Below are 16,528 nucleotides of genomic sequence, written 5' to 3'. Positions count from 1 at the left end.
GAGCGGGAAAATCTCTCATGTTCAAGGAATTCAAGGCCTTTATCGCCAAGGGCAATGTCATGGACATGGCCGTGGGCATCATCGTCGGCGCGGCCTTCACCGCGATCGTCAATTCCGTCGTGACCGACCTGATCAACCCGATCGTCGGACTGTTCCTCGGCGGTTTCGATTTCACCAACAACTATGTCGTGCTCTCCGGCAGCGTACCCGAGGGTGCTTCGCTCGAGGCGGCGCGGGAGGCCGGGGCCTCGGTCTTCGCCTATGGCGCCTTCGCCATGGCCGTGATCAATTTCCTGATCATCGCCTTCGTGGTGTTCATGCTGGTGCGTTACGTCAACAGGGTGAAATCGCTCGCCGAAAAGCCGGAGGAAGTGGTGCCCGAAGTGCCGACCGGCCCGTCCGAACTCGACGTGCTGATCGAGATCCGGGACCAGCTCAGGCGCGCCTGACGGCTACAGCCAACGCCGGAACCGCCATGAAAGGCCCGTCGGACCACACCGGCGGGCTTTTTTCGTTGCCGCTTGTCGGAACCGGGCGGCTGTGGGAGACTGTCTCGTGGAACCGGACAAGGGCAGGACAAAAGACGCATATGGGCAAAATCGACGAGACAGATCGCCGGATTCTGCGGATATTGCAGCGCAGGGGAAGGATTTCGAACGCGGATCTCGCGCAGGAAGCCAATGTGTCGAGCTCGGCCTGCCATCGCCGGGTGCAGCGGCTGGAGGCCGAGGGGATCATCCGCGACTATGTCGCCCTGCTCGATCCGCGCCATCTCGACCGGCGCGCGACGGTCTTCGTCGAGGTGACGCTGGCGAGCCAGGCCGACGACATCCTCGCGGCCTTCGAGAAGGCGGTGCGCAAGCTGCCGGATGTGCTCGAATGTCACCTGATGGCGGGGAAGGCGGATTACATCCTGAAGGTCGTGGCCGCCGATACCGAGCATTTCGCGGAGGTGCATCGCCAGCTCGTGCGTCTGCCCGGCGTGCAGACGATGCAATCCTCCTTCGCCATGCGGACGGTGTTCAAGACGACGGCCCTGCCGGTGTGACCGCGCGAAGGGTCTTTGTGCCGCGCGCCGTAACCGTGGTACCGTTCCGCGTGTCGCAACTGGGAGGACAGCGGCAATGGACCATTCAAGCCACGCAGATTACGTGATTTCCACCATCGAATCGGCGGCCGTCGGCACGCGCCTCACCGCAAGCTGGCGCCGCTCGCTGATGAAGCACGGGCTCCATCCCGGCCACGGGCGCGGGCCACGCCGCTTTTCGGGGCGCGAAATCGCAGAACGGCGCGAAAGGCTCGGCGCCTTCCGCGATCTCGCCTCGCCGAAGCTCGACCAGCTCTTCCAGATGGTCGGAAATACCGGATGTTCCGTGCTGATGACCGACCGCGACGGCATCATTCTCGACCAGCGCTCGAAGGACGGGGATGCCGGTACGTTCCAGGCCTGGGGCCTCTGGACAGGCTGCGACTGGTCGGAGGCGGCGGAGGGCACGAACGGGATCGGCACGTGCCTGGCGGAGGAACGCCAGGTCACGATCCATCGCGACGAACATTTCCTGTCCCGCAACACCGCCATGTCCTGCATGGATGCGCCGATCTTCGGTCCCGACGGGCGGCTCATCGCCGCGCTCGACGTTTCGTCCTGTCGTGCCGATCAGACGGAGGCCTATGCACGCCTCATCGCGGGCGTGGTCGCCCAGACTGCCAGACAGATCGAAACGGACGCCTTCCGCGCGGCCTTCGCGGGCGCGCGGATCCTTTCGCCGCAGGAGGAGCGTCCGGAGGGCGCGCTGCTTCTCGCGGTCGATCAGGACGACCTTGTCATCGGGGCGACGCGGGCGGCGCGCAGGGCCTTCGGACTCGGGCCCGGCGCGTTCGACCCACGTCCCGCCTCCGACATCCTCGGGCGGGACACCACCGCGTCCGCGCTCGAACGCGCCGAACGGGCGGCGCTCCGCCGGGCCATCGCGCGGACGGGCGGGAATGTCTCCGCGGCCGCGCGGGAACTCGGGATCGGGCGGGCCACGCTCTATCGCCGGATGAAGCGGCTGGGAATCGGCGAAACCTGAGCCCACCTGTCTCAGCCCTGAGACATTGCCGCGCCGCGGCGTGGCGCGGCGGGGGTGACCGCCACCGTCACGGAGCGCCACAGTTCCTCCCGGAGGATGACGCGAGGAGGCGTCATCCGCGGTTCAGAGGAGGAACACATGAACGTCCAGTCCGAGACGAGCGCGACCTACGCCTCGCCCTTCAAACAGCGCTACGACAACTTCATCGGGGGCAGGTTCACCCCGCCTGTGAACGGCAAGTATTTCGACAACATCACCCCGATCACCGGGGAGACGGTCTGCGAGGTGGCCCGCTCCGATGCGGCCGATATCGAGCTCGCACTCGACGCCGCACATGCCGCGAAGGTCGCCTGGGGCAGGACGCCCGCGGCGGAGCGCTCGAATATCCTTCTGAAGATCGCGGACCGCATCGACGAGAACCTGAAGCTGATCGCGACGGCGGAGACCTGGGACAACGGCAAGCCGATCCGGGAGACGATGGCCGCCGACATTCCGCTCTCCTCCGACCATTTCCGCTATTTCGCGGGCGTGCTGCGCGGTCAGGAGGGCACCATGTCCGAGATCGACGCGGATACCGTGGCCTATCACTATCACGAGCCTCTGGGTGTCGTGGGACAGATCATCCCCTGGAACTTCTCGGTGCTCATGGCCGCGTGGAAACTTGCGCCGGCGCTGGCCGCCGGGAACTGCGTGGTGCTGAAACCGGCCGAACAGACCCCCGCCGCGATCATGGTGCTCGTCGAGTGCATCGCGGATCTTCTGCCCGAGGGCGTGCTGAACATCGTGAACGGCTATGGCGCCGAGGTCGGCGCACCGCTCGCGCGGTCCCCGCGCATCGCGAAGATCGCCTTCACCGGATCGACCCAGACCGGCCGCATGATCATGCAATACGCCACCGAGAACCTGATCCCCGTGACGCTCGAACTTGGCGGAAAATCCCCGAACATCTTCTTCTCCGACGTGATGGCCGAGGATGACGCCTATCTCGACAAGGCGGTGGAGGGCTTCGTCCTCTTCGCCTTCAACCAGGGGGAGGTCTGCACCTGCCCGTCCCGTGCCCTCATCCAGGAGGACATCTACGACGCCTTCGTCGAACGGGCCATCGCCCGCGTGAAGGCCATCAGGCGCGGCGACCCCCGAGACCCGGAAACCATGGTCGGTGCACAGGCAAGCCAGGAACAGCAGGAAAAGATCCTCTCCTACCTGACCATCGGCCGCGAGGAAGGCGCCGAGGTGCTCGTCGGCGGCGAGGCGGAGAAGATGGAGGGCGCACTTGCCAACGGCTTCTACATCCAGCCGACCATCCTGAAGGGTCACAACAAGATGCGCGTCTTCCAGGAGGAAATCTTCGGCCCGGTCGTCTCCGTCACGACCTTCAAGGACGAGGAGGAGGCGCTCCACATCGCCAATGACACGATGTACGGCCTCGGCGCGGGTGTCTGGTCGCGCGATGCGAACCGCTGCTACCGCTTCGGCCGCGCGATCGAGGCGGGCCGCGTCTGGGTCAACAACTACCACGCCTATCCGGCGCATGCGGCCTTTGGCGGTTACAAGCAGTCTGGGATCGGTCGCGAGACCCACAAGATGATGCTGGACCACTACCAGCAGACCAAGAACATCCTGATGAGCTACAACCCGAACAAGCTCGGTTTCTTCTGATCCGGGCGCCATCGCACGGCGCCTCCTTCCGGGGCGGGCGCCGTGCGACCCTCTTGCGCACGCGCCGCCTCCCCTGATCCTCGCAGACATCGGGAGAGAGGCGGCCCCGCGTCCCGCACCGGTCCTGCGCGATGCGCCTTCAGGCGGCGCACGCGCCTTATGTGCTTTCGGTGGACATCCTGCGCGAAACCCGCTAAACGGCCCCATCCTGCGCAGAGGGACTGCGCGATACACTTGGATTTCCCCCGATGCTGACGCCCCTCTCCGACGCGCTCGCCGAGCGCGGCTTCGATACCCTGACCGACGTGCAGACCGCCGTCACCGCCCCCGAGCTTGCCGAGGCGGATCTGCTCGTCTCCGCGCAGACCGGCTCGGGAAAGACCGTGGGGTTCGGTCTCGCCATCGCGCCGACGCTCTTGGGAGAGGCGGAGCGGTTCGGTCCGGCGGGCAGCCCGCTCGCCCTCGTCGTCGCGCCCACCCGCGAACTGGCGATGCAGGTCGCCCGCGAACTGACCTGGCTCTACGGCAAGACCGGCGCGCGTGTCGTGACCTGCATCGGCGGCATGGATGCGCGCGACGAACGCCGCGCGCTCGAACGCGGGGCGCATATCGTCGTCGGTACGCCGGGACGGCTGCGCGATCACATCACGCGCGGATCGCTCGATCTCTCGGACATTCGCGCCATCGTGCTCGACGAGGCCGACGAGATGCTCGATCTCGGGTTCCGCGAGGATCTCGAATTCATGTTGGGCGAGGCGCCGGAGACGCGGCGCACCCTGCTGTTCTCGGCCACGGTGTCGAAATCCATCGTCGAGATCGCCAAGACCTATCAGCGTGACGCCCGGCGCGTGACGACGCTCTCCGACCGCGAGCAGCACAGCGATATCTCCTATCAGGTGATCCAGTGCGCGCCGCGCGACGCCGAACACGCGATCATCAACCTGCTGCGCTTCCACGACGCACAGACGGCCATCGTCTTTGCCAACACGCGCGCCACGGTCGCACGCCTCACGGCCCGTTTCGCCAATCGCGGCTTCTCGGTCGTGAGCCTGTCGGGCGAGCTGTCGCAGGACGAGCGGTCCCATGCGCTCCAGGCACTTCGCGACGGACGCGCGCGGGTCTGCGTGGCAACCGACGTGGCGGCGCGCGGCATCGACCTTCCCAATCTCGAACTGGTGATCCATGCCGATCTGCCAACCAATACCGAGGGGCTTTTGCACCGCTCGGGCCGCACGGGCCGGGCGGGGCGGAAAGGGATTTCCGCTCTCATTGCGCCCGATAACATTTCCAAAAAGGCGGCGCGGCTTTTGAAATGGGCGAAGATCGAGGCGGAATGGACCCATGCGCCGACGGCGGAGGACATCCTCGCGCTCGACGAGGCGCGGCTCATGGAGGATCCCGCATGGGAGGCGGAGCTGCGCGACGATGACCGCGCCTTCGCCGAAAAGCTGCTGGAGAAATTCAGCGCCGAACAGATCGCCGCCGCCTGCCTGCGCCTCTACCGTGCCGGGCTCTCCGCGCCTGAGGAGTTGAACGTGCACACGGCGGCCCGCCCGCAGGATGCGCGTGCGGCCTTCGGACCTGCCGCCTGGGTGTCTCTCTCCGTCGGGCGCAGCAAGGGGGCGGAGCCGCGCTGGCTGCTGCCGCTGCTGTGCCGGGCGGGCAATCTCGAAAAGAGCCAGATCGGCAAGATCCGCATGCAGGACGAGGAAACCTTCGTCGAATTGCGGCAGGATGCGCTGCCCGGTTTCCTCGACCGGCTCGGCGCCGACGGCGTGCTTGAGGACGGGGTCACGGTGACGCCACTCGAAGAGGCGCCCGACACCTCAGCCCCGCGCCGCAGCCCGGCCGGCCGGTTCGAGAAGCCGAAGGGCAAGCCGCGCTACGACAAGCCGCGCGGCAATGGATCGGCCGAGGAATATCTGAGCGAGGCGTCGGAAAAACCCCGCCGCCCGAAATTCGAGAAACCAGCGCGCAAGGCGCGCGACGCGGCGGTGCATGGCGAGGCGAAACCGCGCAAGCCGCGCCAGAAACCGGCGGGCGAGAAACCGCTGGGGCCGAAAGGCGGCGGGTTCAAACCGCGCGGCACCGCGCCGAAACCGCACCGCAAGGGCGGCAAGGGCAAGCCACCGCGCAAGGGCTGAGGCGGGAAAAGGCAAACCCCCGGAGGCTTTCGCATCCGGGGGTCGTATGGAACTTCGTCCCGAAGGACCGTTCGTTCACCGATCAGGAGATCTCAGAGAAGACCCTCGCGCTGCGCTTTCTTACGAGCGAGCTTGCGGGCACGGCGGACGGCCTCGGCCTTCTCGCGCGCTTTCTTCACGGAGGGTTTCTCGAAATGCTGCTTGAGCTTCATTTCGCGGAAAACGCCTTCGCGTTGAAGTTTTTTCTTCAGAGCCCGGAGGGCCTGATCGACGTTGTTGTCACGAACGCTAACCTGCATGTGGTGTCACCACCTTCCTAAGTTAGATTTGCATGAATTGCAGGAAGTGGCCGTATAGCAAAGCGAGGCTAGTTTGTCTAGCATCGTGCCGAATTCAGGAGAACGAAACCGATGCAGAGCACCGCCTATCCCGATCCGACCCGCGAAAACCTGCTGGATGCGGCGCTCCCGCATGTGGTCTTCGACGGCTGGGGGCCCGAAACCTTCAGGGCCGCGGTGAGTGATTCGGGGGTGTCGCCGGCCCTGGCACGGGTCGCCGCCCCGCGCGGTTCCGTCGATCTGGCCGCCGCCTATCACAAGCGCGGCGACCGGGCGATGATCGCGGCGCTCGGGGAGACGGATCTCTCCGCCCTGCGGTTTCGCGACCGAATCGCCCATGCCGTCTGGCTGCGCCTGCAAAGCGTCGACCGGGAGGTGGTGCGGCGCGGCATGTCGCTCTTTTCCCTGCCGCACAACGCACCGGAGGGCACGCGGCTCCTCTGGGAAACGGCGGATGCGATCTGGACCGCGCTGGACGACACGTCGCGGGACGTGAACTGGTACACGAAACGCGCGACGCTCGCGGGCGTCTTCGCCTCCACGGTGCTGTTCTGGCTCGGCGACGACAGCGAAGGCTTCATGGAGACGCGCGCCTTTCTCGAGCGCCGGATCGACGACGTGATGCAGATCGAGAAGGCGAAGGCGGGCCTGCGCGGGAACAAGGTCTTCTCTGCGGCCTTCGCCCTGCCCAACGCGCTCATCGGCATGATCCGCGCGCCCGCCGGGGCCGGACGCACGGATGTGCCCGGCACGCGATCCACCCCGCCGGGAGGTGCGCAATGAGCCTGCCCGAGACGATGCGCGCGGTCGAGATCTCCGCACCGGGCGGCCCGGAGGTGCTGAAACCCTGCACCCGCCCGGTGCCGGTGCCGAAGGCGGACGAGATAGTGATCCGGGTGGCCTTCGCCGGTGTGAACAGGCCGGATGCGCTGCAACGCGCGGGACTCTACGATCCGCCGCCGGGCGCGTCCGACCTGCCGGGGCTCGAAGCCTCCGGCGAGATCGTGGCCGTCGGCGCGGCGGTCTCCGACCGGAAGGTCGGGGAGCAGGTCTGCGCGCTCCTGCCCGGCGGCGGCTATGCGGAATATGTTGCGACGCCCGCCGCACATGCGCTGCCCGTGCCCGAGGGGCTGTCGCTGAAGGAGGCCGCCTGCCTGCCGGAGACCTTCTTCACCGTCTGGACCAATGTCTTCGACCGCGGCGGGCTTCGGGCCGGGGAGCGGTTCCTCGTCCATGGCGGCTCCTCGGGCATCGGCACGACCGCGATCCAGCTCGCCAATGCCTTTGGTGCGCGGGTCTTTGCCACCGCCGGATCGCCGGAGAAGTGCGAGGCCTGCGAGGCACTTGGCGCGGAGCGGGCGATCAATTACCGCGAGGAGGATTTCGTCGAGGTGGCGAAGGCCGAGGGCGGCATGAACCTCATTCTCGACATGGTCGGCGGCGATTACATCGCCCGCAACATCAGGTCTCTGGCCACGGAGGGGCGGCTCGTGAACATCGCTTTCCTGCAAGGCTCCAGGGCGGAGGTGAATTTCGCGCAGGTCATGCTGCGGCGGCTGACGCTCACCGGCTCGACGCTGCGCCCGCAATCGGACGCGGCGAAGGCAGCGATCGCAACGGCGCTCTATGGCAATGTCTGGCCGAAGATCGCGTCGGGACAGGTGCGCCCGGTGATGGACAGCACCTTCGCGCTCGACGACGCGGCGCAGGCCCATGCGCGGATCGAGACGAGCGCGCATATCGGCAAGATCGTGCTCGAAGTCTGAGTATTTGAACAGCAAAGGAGACGGGCGCGCGCTCTCGTCGTCGCGCGGCCGCTGAGCGCGTCAGTCGATCGCCTCGAAGAGTGCGGCGTCGAGCGTGCAGTCCCGGATCACGTCCGCGCCGCACCGGCGCGGCGCGAGGTCGCGGGTAAGGCAGATGCGCACCTCCTCGATGCGCGCGGCCTTGCAGGTCACGGTGATTTCATCGGCCTCCAGACCGGGATTGGCCTTCAGGAAGGCTTCCTCCACCACCGCGGCGGGGAGCTTCACGTCGCGGTCGAGTCTGCGGAATACCTCGGGACGGGCGATGCGGGCATAAGCGGCGCGGGCGGTGTCGAAGTAGCGCTCCGCCGAAAGGCCGGAGCAGCGCCCGTGCTTCTTCCACTGATACCAGGCCGCGCCGTCCGTGCCCATGATATCGGCCATCGCCGCCGTGCGACTGCGCGAGGGGTCGCGTTCGGCGCCGTGGCAATAGGAGGGCCAGCCGGTCTCGTATTGCGGCCAGAGCCCGTGCAGCACCCAGCCGAGCGGGCGGTCGCATTGCGGCGAGCCGCGCGCTGCGCCCTCGAGTGCGCACCAGGTCGGGGACCATGAGAGCGCGAGCACGTAATAGTCGAAATCGCCCGCCTGCTCTCCCTCCGCGCGGGCCGCGCCGCTCCAGAGCAGGGCCGCGGCGACGAGGGCGGTCACGATCCGTTGACGCATTTTCTCTTTCCTCCGGCGGTTTTCGGCACTATACAGCGCCCGTGTTCCCCGACAACGAGAACCCTCCCCACCGGGGAAAGCCCTTTCAGGCGACGGGAAAGATGTATCCGGGGGCAAGACATTCTAAGGAGTGCGTCCTATGGCAAAACCGATCATGGCAAAGGCCACCGCCGTCTGGCTCGTCGACAACACGACCCTGAGTTTCAGGCAGATCGCGGATTTCTGCGGGCTGCACGAGCTCGAGGTGCAGGGCATCGCGGATGGCGATGTTGCGGGCGGTGTGCGCGGTTTCGACCCCATCGCCAACAACCAGCTCACCGCCGAGGAGATCAGGAAGGGGGAGGAGAACCCCCTTCACCGGCTCCAGCTCAAATACAACGCCGCCGCCGTGGGCGAGGAAAAGCGCCGCGGCCCGCGCTACACGCCGCTGTCGAAACGGCAGGACCGCCCGAACTCGATCCTCTGGCTCGTGAAGTTCCACCCGGAGCTGTCGGACGGCCAGATCGCCAAGCTCGTGGGCACGACGAAGCCGACGATCCAGTCGATCCGCGAACGGACCCACTGGAACATCGCGAACATGCAGCCGATCGACCCGGTCGCGCTCGGCCTGTGCAAGCAGTCCGAACTCGACGCCGCCGTGCAGAAGGCCGCGAAGAACCGCGAGGCGGGCATGACGGATGACGAGCGGCGCAAGCTGCTGTCCACCGAGGAATCGCTGGGCATGGACACGGAGCCGAAGATCCCCACCGCCATCGCGGGTCTGGAGACCTTCTCGCTCTCGGGAGATGACGACGACGACAAGGACGACACGGTGCCGGATGCGGACAGCTTCTTCAACCTGCCGGACAATGACGACGACGAGGATGAGGACGACCACCGCTGAGCCCGCCCATCGCCCGCGACATGAGAAAGCCCGGATGGAAACGTCCGGGCTTTTCGCATCTGCGCGACGGGATCAGAGGGACTTGCGGGCGGTGAGCGCGGCGGCGATGGTGCCGTCGTCGAGATAGTCGAGCTCGCCGCCGACCGGCACGCCCTGCGCCAGCGATGTCACCTTGCACCGGCCGGAAAGTTCGTCGGCGATGTAATGCGCCGTGGTCTGGCCATCCACCGTGGCGCCGAGGGCGAGGACCACCTCCCCGATCTGCTCGTCTCCCACGCGCTGCACGAGGGCGGGGATGCGGAGCTCTTCCGGCCCGACGGCGTCGAGTGCGGACAGCGTGCCGCCGAGGACGTGATAGCGTCCCCTGAACACCCCCGACCGCTCCATCGCCCAGAGGTCGGATACGTCCTCGACCACACAGATCTCGCCAGTCGCGCGGCGTTCGTCCGCACAGATGTCGCAGAGATCCGCCGTGCCGATATTGCCGCAGCGGACGCATTCGCGCGCACTGTCCGCGACATTCTGCATCGCCTGGGCAAGCGGCGCCATCAGGCGTCCGCGCTTCTGGATGAGGTGGAGGACGGCGCGCCGTGCCGAGCGCGGCCCGAGGCCGGGCAGCCGCGCCATCATGTCGATCAGGTCTTCGATGTCCTGGCGTCCGCTCACGTCGGTCTCAGAACGGCATCTTGAAGTCGGCCGGGAGGCCGAGGCCTTCGGTCAGCTTCTGCATCTCGGACTGCGCCTTTTCCTGCGCCTTCGCCTGTGCATCCTTGATCGCGGCGAGGATCAGGTCCTCGACCACCTCCTTTTCCGACGGCTGAAAGATCGACGCGTCGATGTCGAGCCCGGTAAGGTTGCCCTTCGCGGTCGCCGTGGCCTTCACGAGCCCCGCGCCGCTTTCGCCGGTCACGGTCATGGTGTCGAGCTGCTCCTGCAACTCGGCCATGTCCTTCTGCATCTGCTGTGCTTTCTTCATCATTCCGGCCATGTCGCCGAGACCGCCCAATCCTTTGAACATTCCGTCATCCTTTCCTGTGGGGAGCCGTCATTCCTCGAACGGATCCCATTCGTCCTCGACCTCCTCGAGCGCCTCGCTCGCCGCGCTGGCGGCCAGCGCGTCGGGGGTGCGGATGTCGCTGATCTTCGCGTCGGGGAAGAGCTCGAACACCTTAGCGACGATCGGGTGCTCCCGCGCCTCGGCCTCGAGCGCGAGACGCGCGGCATCCTCCACCTCGTAGATGGTCCGCGCCTCCTCAGGAGCTTCGGCGATAGTCACGATCCACCGCACGCCGGTCAGGGCGTGGAGCCGCTGGGAGAGGCGGGGGGCCAGGTCCGCGGCCGCATCCCCCCAGGGCTGGAACTCGATCCGGCCGGGGCTGTAGCGCGCGATCCGCATGTTTCTCTTCGCCTCGATGAGCAGGGTGCCTGCGCGGCTTTCCTCCAGCAGCGCGACGACCGCCTCGAAGGAGGTGTAGCGCGCCAGCGCCACGTCGGGGGCCTGCGCCGGCGCTGTCGCTGCGCCGCTCGTCATCACCGGCCCGTGGGTCACTGGCCCGCCTCCGGCCGGGGCGCCCTGCGCACTCACCGATCCGCCGCTCCGCGGCGCGCCGCCGCCGGCGGGGCCGGAGGGCGGGCGGGGCGGCGGGTTCTGCTCGTTGAGGCGGCGCACCAGATCCTCGGGCATCGGCAGCTCGGCCACATGGGTGAGCCGGATGATCGCCATCTCGGCGGCCATCATCGCGTTCGGCGCGGCGGCCACCTCCTCGAGCGCCTTCAGCAGCATTTGCCACATCCGCGACAGCACCCGCATCGGCAGCTTTTCCCCCATCGCGAGCCCGCGTGCGCGCTCGTCCGGGCCGATGGTCGGATCCTCGGCGGCATTGGGCGTGATCTTGATGACCGAAACCCAATGCGTGATCTCCGCGAGATCGCGCAGCACTGCAAGCGGATCGGCGCCATCGGCATATTGCCCGCCCAGTTCCCCGAGCGCGCCCGCGGCATCGCCCGCCATGATCATGTCGAAGAGATCGAGCACGCGGCCCCGGTCGGCAAGGCCCAGCATCGCGCGGACCTGATCGACCGTTGTCTCGCCCGCACCGTGCGAAATCGCCTGGTCGAGCAGCGAAAGCGCGTCCCGGACCGAGCCCTCGGCGGCGCGGGTGATGAGCGCGAGCGCGTCCTGGGCCACGGCACTGCCTTCCTTCGCGGCGATCGTGGAGAGGTGGTTCATCATCACCTCGGGTTCGATCCGGCGCAGGTCGAACCTCTGGCAGCGCGACAGCACCGTGACCGGAACCTTGCGGATCTCGGTCGTGGCAAAGATGAACTTTACATGCGCCGGCGGCTCTTCGAGCGTCTTGAGAAGCGCGTTGAACGCGCTCGTCGAGAGCATGTGCACCTCGTCGATGATGTAGATCTTGTACCGCGCGGAGGCAGCGCGGTAATGCACCGAGTCGATAATCTCGCGTATGTCGCCCACCCCGGTGCGCGAGGCGGCGTCCATTTCCATCACGTCGACATGACGACCCTCGGTGATCGCGACGCAGTGCTCGCACTGGCCGCAGGGTTCCGTGGTCGGTCCGCCCGTTCCATCCGGTCCGACGCAGTTCATGCCCTTGGCGATGATCCGCGCGGTGGTGGTCTTTCCGGTGCCGCGGATGCCGGTCATGATGAAGGCCTGCGCGATCCGGTCGGCGGCAAAGGCGTTCTTCAGCGTCCGCACCATCGCGTCCTGACCGATCAGGTCGGCAAAGATTTCCGGGCGATACTTGCGCGCCAGAACCTTGTAGCCGGTGTTCGTGTCGGACATGCGGTGGCCTCCTTCGTTCGCGCTGTAAGGTAAGGGCGGGGAGGCCCCCCCGCAACCTCATTCGCCGCGTCTTGCGCTCTTTGCCTTCTTCGCGGATTTCACCGTCTTGGAGAACTTGCGTCCGCGGTCGCGCGCCTCGGCAATGGTCTCCGTGTTGCGGGCGTCTTCCTCGAGGAGTTTGCGCCAGCGTTCGACCCGCTCGGGGTCCAGCTCGCCCGCCTCCACGGCGGCGCGCACCGCGCAACCGGGCTCCCCGCGATGCCGGCAGTCGGAGAATTTGCACATCGCGGCCAGCTCGGTGATGTCCTCGAACAGTGTCGCAATGCCTTCGGAGGCATCGTGCAGCGCAAGCTCGCGCATCCCCGGCGTGTCGATCAGCCAGCCGCCCGCGTGCATCCGGTGCATCGAGCGCGCGGTGGTGGTGTGCCGGCCCTTGGCGTCGTCCTCGCGGATCTCCCCCACCTCGATCTCCTCGCCCGTCAGCCCGCGCGCCAGCGTCGACTTGCCGACGCCCGAGGAGCCGACGAGCGCGATGGTCTGCCCCCTGCCGCAATAGCGTTCGAGCCGGGCGATGTCCTCGGCGTCCTTCGCGTTCACCAGCATCACCTCGGCACCTTCATAGATGGATTTCGCCCGCGTCTCGTAATCTTCGGCCGGCATCTCCTCCGGCCTGTCCTTCCTGGTGATGACGATGACCGGCACCGCCTCCGCGTCGAGGGCGATGGCGAGATAGCGTTCGAGCCGGGCCTCGTTGAAATCCTGGTTGCAGGAGGTGGTGATGAACAGCGTATCGATATTGGCCGCGATGAGCTGTGCCTGCGCCGCGATCCCCGCGGCCTTGCGCGAGATGAGCGTCTTGCGCTCCAGAAGGCGGATGAGCCGGGTGCCGTCGGTGAGGGCGAAATCGCCCACGGCCATGTCCGTGGCGACATGATCGCCGGTCAGCGCGATTTCCACGCGCTCGAGCGCAGGGGTGAGGGCGACGACGGAGCGGCGGCGCACTTCGGACAGGCGCACGGGGGTCAGCGTCCCGATCTCTTCGAGGTCGAGCTGGCCGTTGAAGAACTGGGACCAGCCCAGATCGGTGAGATCGGTCGTCATTCATGTCCCGCTGTCAGAAGGGTTGGCCTATATTGCCGCCTGCGGGCATAAGAACAAGACCCGAACGGCGGCGCAGCGCGGAACAGTGGCACGAAGGGGAAGGGTGAGAGGCTGGACAACGACCCAAGCGGGACTCGTTACGGCTGCTTCCTTCCGGACCTGACCGGGTTGGCGAGGTGCTCGCCCGCGCCAACCTCTCGAGGGGTTACATAGTCGCGACGGACCGGGAACGCAAGTCCCGGCCCGCGCTGGTCTGCGCTCAGCCCTGGGGACGCTCCGCCCAGCCCGCGAAGATCTTCTCGAGCCCGACCACGATGTAGTAGAGCACGATCCCGAGGAAGGCGAGGGCGATCAGCACCGCGAACATCAGCGGGTAGTCGGCGTTGATCTTCCCCGAATCGAACAGATGGCCGAGTCCGCGCCCGTGCGGCTCCACGATCTCCATGAGGTTCGTGCCGATGAAGGCGAGCGTCACCGACACTTTCAGCGCCCCGAAGAATTCCGGCAGCGTCTTCGGCAGGGCGATCTTCCAGAAGATCGTCCATTTCGACGCGCCGAGGGAACGCAGGATATCGCGATATTCCGGCTCCAGCGTCGACAGCCCGATGGCGACCGCGACGGAGATCGGGAAGAACGAGATCATGAAGGCGATCAGCACCGTGTTCAGGTCGTGCTGGCCGATCAGGATCAGCGCGATGACCGGCACGACGGTCGCCTTCGGAATGGCGTTGAACCCCACGAGCAACGGATAGATCGCGTCCCGCATCGTGCGCGAAAATCCCATCACCATGCCGATCAGCGTGCCCACGACCACCGCGAGCAGCAGGCCGATGACGGTGCGCCAGAGGGTCTGCCAGCCGTAGATCAGGAACAGGTTCCAGTATTTCGTGTAGGCCGGCAGGAGGTCGGAGGGCGATGCCATCTTGTAATTCGGCCACTGGTTCACCCAGACGACGAATTCCCAGAGCACGAGAAAGATCAGGATGGCGATGGTCGGGGTGGCGATCCGGCGAAAGGTCTTCATCATGCGGCTTTCTCGTCCGTCGCCCGGCCCTGGGCGATCTCGATCTGGTGGCGCAGCCGATGCAGGATCTCGGTTGCCTCCTGGGTGTAGAGCACCTCGAGATCGGTACGACCCCCGAGCTTCACGTTCTCCACATGCTGCGCCGTCGCCGGCCGTCCCGAAAGCACGATCACCTCGTCGGCGAGATAGACGCTCTCGCGCAGGTCATGGGTGATGAGCACGCCGGTAAAGGGCTCCTCGGCCCTGAGCGCATGCATGGTCTGCCACAGGTCCTCGCGGGTGAAGGCGTCGAGCGCGCCGAAGGGTTCGTCCATGATCAGGACGTCGGGCTTGTGGACGATCGCGCGGCACAGCGAGGCGCGCTGGCGCATCCCGCCCGAAAGCTCCGAGGGCCGCTTGTCCTCGAATCCCTCGAGCCCGACGAGCGCCAGAAGCTCCCGCCCGCGGTCCTCCTTCTGTTTCCGGCTCATCTTGTTCGGCACGATCTCGAGCGGCAGGAGCACGTTTTGCAGGATCGTGCGCCATTCGAGCATCACCGGGTTCTGGAACGCCATGCCGACCGTCGACCGCGGCGAGACCACGCGCTCGCCATGGAGCCAGACCTCGCCCGTGTCGGGCTTCATCAGCCCTGCGACGAGCCGCGTGAGCGTGGATTTGCCGCAGCCCGAGGGGCCGACCACGGCGCAGAAATCGCCTTCTGGCACCGAAATGTTGAGATCGTCGAGAACGGGCAGGGGGCCCTTGTCGGTCTTGTAGGCGTGGGTCACGCCGCGGATGTCTATGAGGTTCGTCATTCTACCTTGCCTGATGGAGGACGGGCGGGAGATCCCCGCCCGGCACATGGCCTCACTTGAGCATCCGGACATCCGCGGAAGGCAGGTACTCGTCGGTGAAATACAGGGCCGGATCCGGCTCGGCATTGAACTCGTAGACCATCTTGAGCTGTTCGAGCGATCCCGCGAGCCGCTCCGTGTCGACCGCGCCCAGCCCGTTCTCGAGCACGTAATCGGTCAGCACATTGCCCTCGAGCGCCAGTTCGAGGCGCCGGGTCTCCAGCTCGACATCCGAGGCGGGGTTGTATTTCACCATGTATTCGACCGCGGCCACCGGATCGGCCACCGCATCCTTCCAGCCCATCGCGACGGCTTCGAGAAAGCCGCGGACCGCCTCCGGGTTCTCCGCGGCGAAGTCGGTGTTCACGATGATGCCGTTGCCGTAGAGGTCGACACCGTAATCGCTCATCATGATCGTGGAGATGTCCTCCTCCGGCACGCCGAGCCGGGCGAGGTTCAGGTAGGAGGAGAAGTTGTAGCCCGTGACCGAATCGACCTTGCCCTCCGCGAGCATCGGCTCGCGCGTCGGGAAGCCCACCGGCTCCACCGTGATCGCCTCCATGTCGAGGTCGTTGGCGGCGGCGAAGATCGGGAACTGCGCCCAGGCGCCATCGGGCGGCGGCGCGCCGAGCACCCGTCCCTCGAGATCCTTCGGCTCCTCGACGCCCAGCGACTTGCGCCCGACGATGGCAAAGGGCGGGGCGTCGTAGATCATCATCGCCATGGTCACCGGCGCGCCGGGATTCTGGTCGAGGAACTTGATGAGGGAGTTGATGTCGGCAAAGCCCACGGGAAAGGCGCCGGTGGCCACTTTCGGGATCGCGTCGAGCGAGCCCTGGCCGGCAGAGATCTCCACCGTCAGATCCTTGTCGGCGAAATATCCCTGTTCGAGCGCCGCGAAATAGGGCGCCGCCGGGCCCTCGAATTTCCAGTCGAGGGCGAAGGACATCGCGGTTTCGGCATGGGCCGCCGTCGCGCCGAGGACGAGGGTGGCGAGGATCGGAATGGGTTTCGTGAACATTTGGCTCCCCTGGATTGTTCGGCTCCACTCTGACCGCTCGCCGGGACGGCGGCGAGATCGGCGCGGGAACTTCCCGATCCGATCCCGCGCGCTGATCAAAAAACTTGCAGAAGAGTCAAGATTTGCCCATTTGGTAAACGAAAGGCGGCCACCCGCCGGGACGGCGGGGCAGGTCC

General features: G+C 66.6%; 17 protein-coding genes and 1 other RNA gene. 8 read left to right on the top strand and 10 right to left on the bottom strand.

The window, feature by feature from the left end; translation table 11 throughout:
- The first annotated feature begins 17 nt into the window (after nt 1–17).
- The 5 genes from mscL to P73_RS21280 all read left to right on the top strand — a co-directional run bounded on the left by mscL (nt 18) and on the right by P73_RS21280 (nt 5,875).
- Entirely contained in the window at nt 18–449 is a 432-nt protein-coding gene (gene mscL / locus P73_RS21300) for a large conductance mechanosensitive channel protein MscL (RefSeq protein WP_043871126.1), read from the top strand.
- 140 nt (nt 450–589) lie between these two features.
- On the top strand, nt 590–1,048 hold the full coding sequence (locus P73_RS21295) for an Lrp/AsnC family transcriptional regulator (protein ID WP_043871125.1): 459 nt from the start codon (nt 590–592) through the stop codon (nt 1,046–1,048).
- A gap of 76 nt (nt 1,049–1,124) precedes the next feature.
- Nucleotides 1,125–2,072: a GAF domain-containing protein gene (locus P73_RS21290; protein WP_174446918.1), complete on the top strand. Its 948-nt coding sequence runs from the start codon at nt 1,125–1,127 to the stop codon at nt 2,070–2,072.
- Nucleotides 2,073–2,210: 138 nt separating this feature from the next.
- On the top strand, nt 2,211–3,731 hold the full coding sequence (adh, locus tag P73_RS21285) for an aldehyde dehydrogenase (RefSeq protein ID WP_043871124.1): 1,521 nt from the start codon (nt 2,211–2,213) through the stop codon (nt 3,729–3,731).
- Between the two features lie 248 nt (nt 3,732–3,979).
- A complete protein-coding gene (locus P73_RS21280; RefSeq protein ID WP_074743119.1) occupies nt 3,980–5,875 on the top strand; it encodes a DEAD/DEAH box helicase in 1,896 nt (631 codons plus the stop codon).
- A gap of 92 nt (nt 5,876–5,967) precedes the next feature.
- Here P73_RS21280 and rpsU read toward each other — a convergent pair whose 3' ends face one another.
- Nucleotides 5,968–6,174, bottom strand: a complete 207-nt coding sequence (rpsU, locus tag P73_RS21275; protein WP_043871123.1) for a 30S ribosomal protein S21 — start codon at nt 6,172–6,174, stop codon at nt 5,968–5,970.
- A gap of 111 nt (nt 6,175–6,285) precedes the next feature.
- Between rpsU and P73_RS21270 the strand changes: the two genes are divergently transcribed.
- Entirely contained in the window at nt 6,286–6,996 is a 711-nt protein-coding gene (locus P73_RS21270) for a COQ9 family protein (RefSeq protein ID WP_043871122.1), read from the top strand.
- 2 nt (nt 6,997–6,998) lie between these two features.
- Nucleotides 6,999–7,979: an NAD(P)H-quinone oxidoreductase gene (locus P73_RS21265; protein WP_043872067.1), complete on the top strand. Its 981-nt coding sequence runs from the start codon at nt 6,999–7,001 to the stop codon at nt 7,977–7,979.
- A gap of 60 nt (nt 7,980–8,039) precedes the next feature.
- On the opposite strand, the gene P73_RS21260 is transcribed toward P73_RS21265, so the two are convergent.
- The gene (locus P73_RS21260; RefSeq protein ID WP_043871121.1) at nt 8,040–8,681 is read right to left on the bottom strand and encodes a ribonuclease T2 family protein; all 642 of its coding nucleotides are present in this window, start codon (nt 8,679–8,681) and stop codon (nt 8,040–8,042) included.
- 139 nt (nt 8,682–8,820) lie between these two features.
- Between P73_RS21260 and P73_RS21255 the strand changes: the two genes are divergently transcribed.
- On the top strand, nt 8,821–9,564 hold the full coding sequence (locus P73_RS21255) for a DUF1013 domain-containing protein (RefSeq protein WP_043871120.1): 744 nt from the start codon (nt 8,821–8,823) through the stop codon (nt 9,562–9,564).
- A gap of 72 nt (nt 9,565–9,636) precedes the next feature.
- On the opposite strand, the gene recR is transcribed toward P73_RS21255, so the two are convergent.
- The 8 genes from recR to P73_RS21220 all read right to left on the bottom strand — a co-directional run bounded on the left by recR (nt 9,637) and on the right by P73_RS21220 (nt 16,352).
- On the bottom strand, nt 9,637–10,194 hold the full coding sequence (recR, locus tag P73_RS21250) for a recombination mediator RecR (protein WP_420836144.1): 558 nt from the start codon (nt 10,192–10,194) through the stop codon (nt 9,637–9,639).
- A 43-nt stretch (nt 10,195–10,237) separates the two neighbouring features.
- Nucleotides 10,238–10,582, bottom strand: a complete 345-nt coding sequence (locus P73_RS21245; protein ID WP_043871118.1) for a YbaB/EbfC family nucleoid-associated protein — start codon at nt 10,580–10,582, stop codon at nt 10,238–10,240.
- Between the two features lie 27 nt (nt 10,583–10,609).
- Nucleotides 10,610–12,373, bottom strand: a complete 1,764-nt coding sequence (locus P73_RS21240; protein ID WP_043871117.1) for a DNA polymerase III subunit gamma/tau — start codon at nt 12,371–12,373, stop codon at nt 10,610–10,612.
- Nucleotides 12,374–12,430: 57 nt separating this feature from the next.
- The gene (gene rsgA, locus P73_RS21235; protein ID WP_043871116.1) at nt 12,431–13,474 is read right to left on the bottom strand and encodes a ribosome small subunit-dependent GTPase A; all 1,044 of its coding nucleotides are present in this window, start codon (nt 13,472–13,474) and stop codon (nt 12,431–12,433) included.
- 102 nt (nt 13,475–13,576) lie between these two features.
- An RNA gene (gene ffs, locus P73_RS25210) (signal recognition particle sRNA small type) lies at nt 13,577–13,673 on the bottom strand.
- Between the two features lie 60 nt (nt 13,674–13,733).
- Complete coding sequence (locus P73_RS21230) at nt 13,734–14,498, bottom strand: ABC transporter permease (protein ID WP_043872066.1); 765 nt, start codon at nt 14,496–14,498, stop codon at nt 13,734–13,736.
- Complete coding sequence (locus P73_RS21225; RefSeq protein ID WP_043871115.1) at nt 14,498–15,292, bottom strand: ABC transporter ATP-binding protein; 795 nt, start codon at nt 15,290–15,292, stop codon at nt 14,498–14,500. The genes P73_RS21230 and P73_RS21225 overlap by 1 nt, the downstream gene beginning before the upstream one ends.
- 52 nt (nt 15,293–15,344) lie before the next feature.
- The gene (locus tag P73_RS21220) at nt 15,345–16,352 is read right to left on the bottom strand and encodes an ABC transporter substrate-binding protein (protein WP_043871114.1); all 1,008 of its coding nucleotides are present in this window, start codon (nt 16,350–16,352) and stop codon (nt 15,345–15,347) included.
- Between the last annotated feature and the right edge of the window lie 176 nt (nt 16,353–16,528).

The organism is Celeribacter indicus (assembly GCF_000819565.1).
GTDB classification, from domain to species: Bacteria; Pseudomonadota; Alphaproteobacteria; order Rhodobacterales; family Rhodobacteraceae; genus Celeribacter; species Celeribacter indicus.
This window is presented reverse-complemented; position numbering and strand designations above follow the sequence as displayed.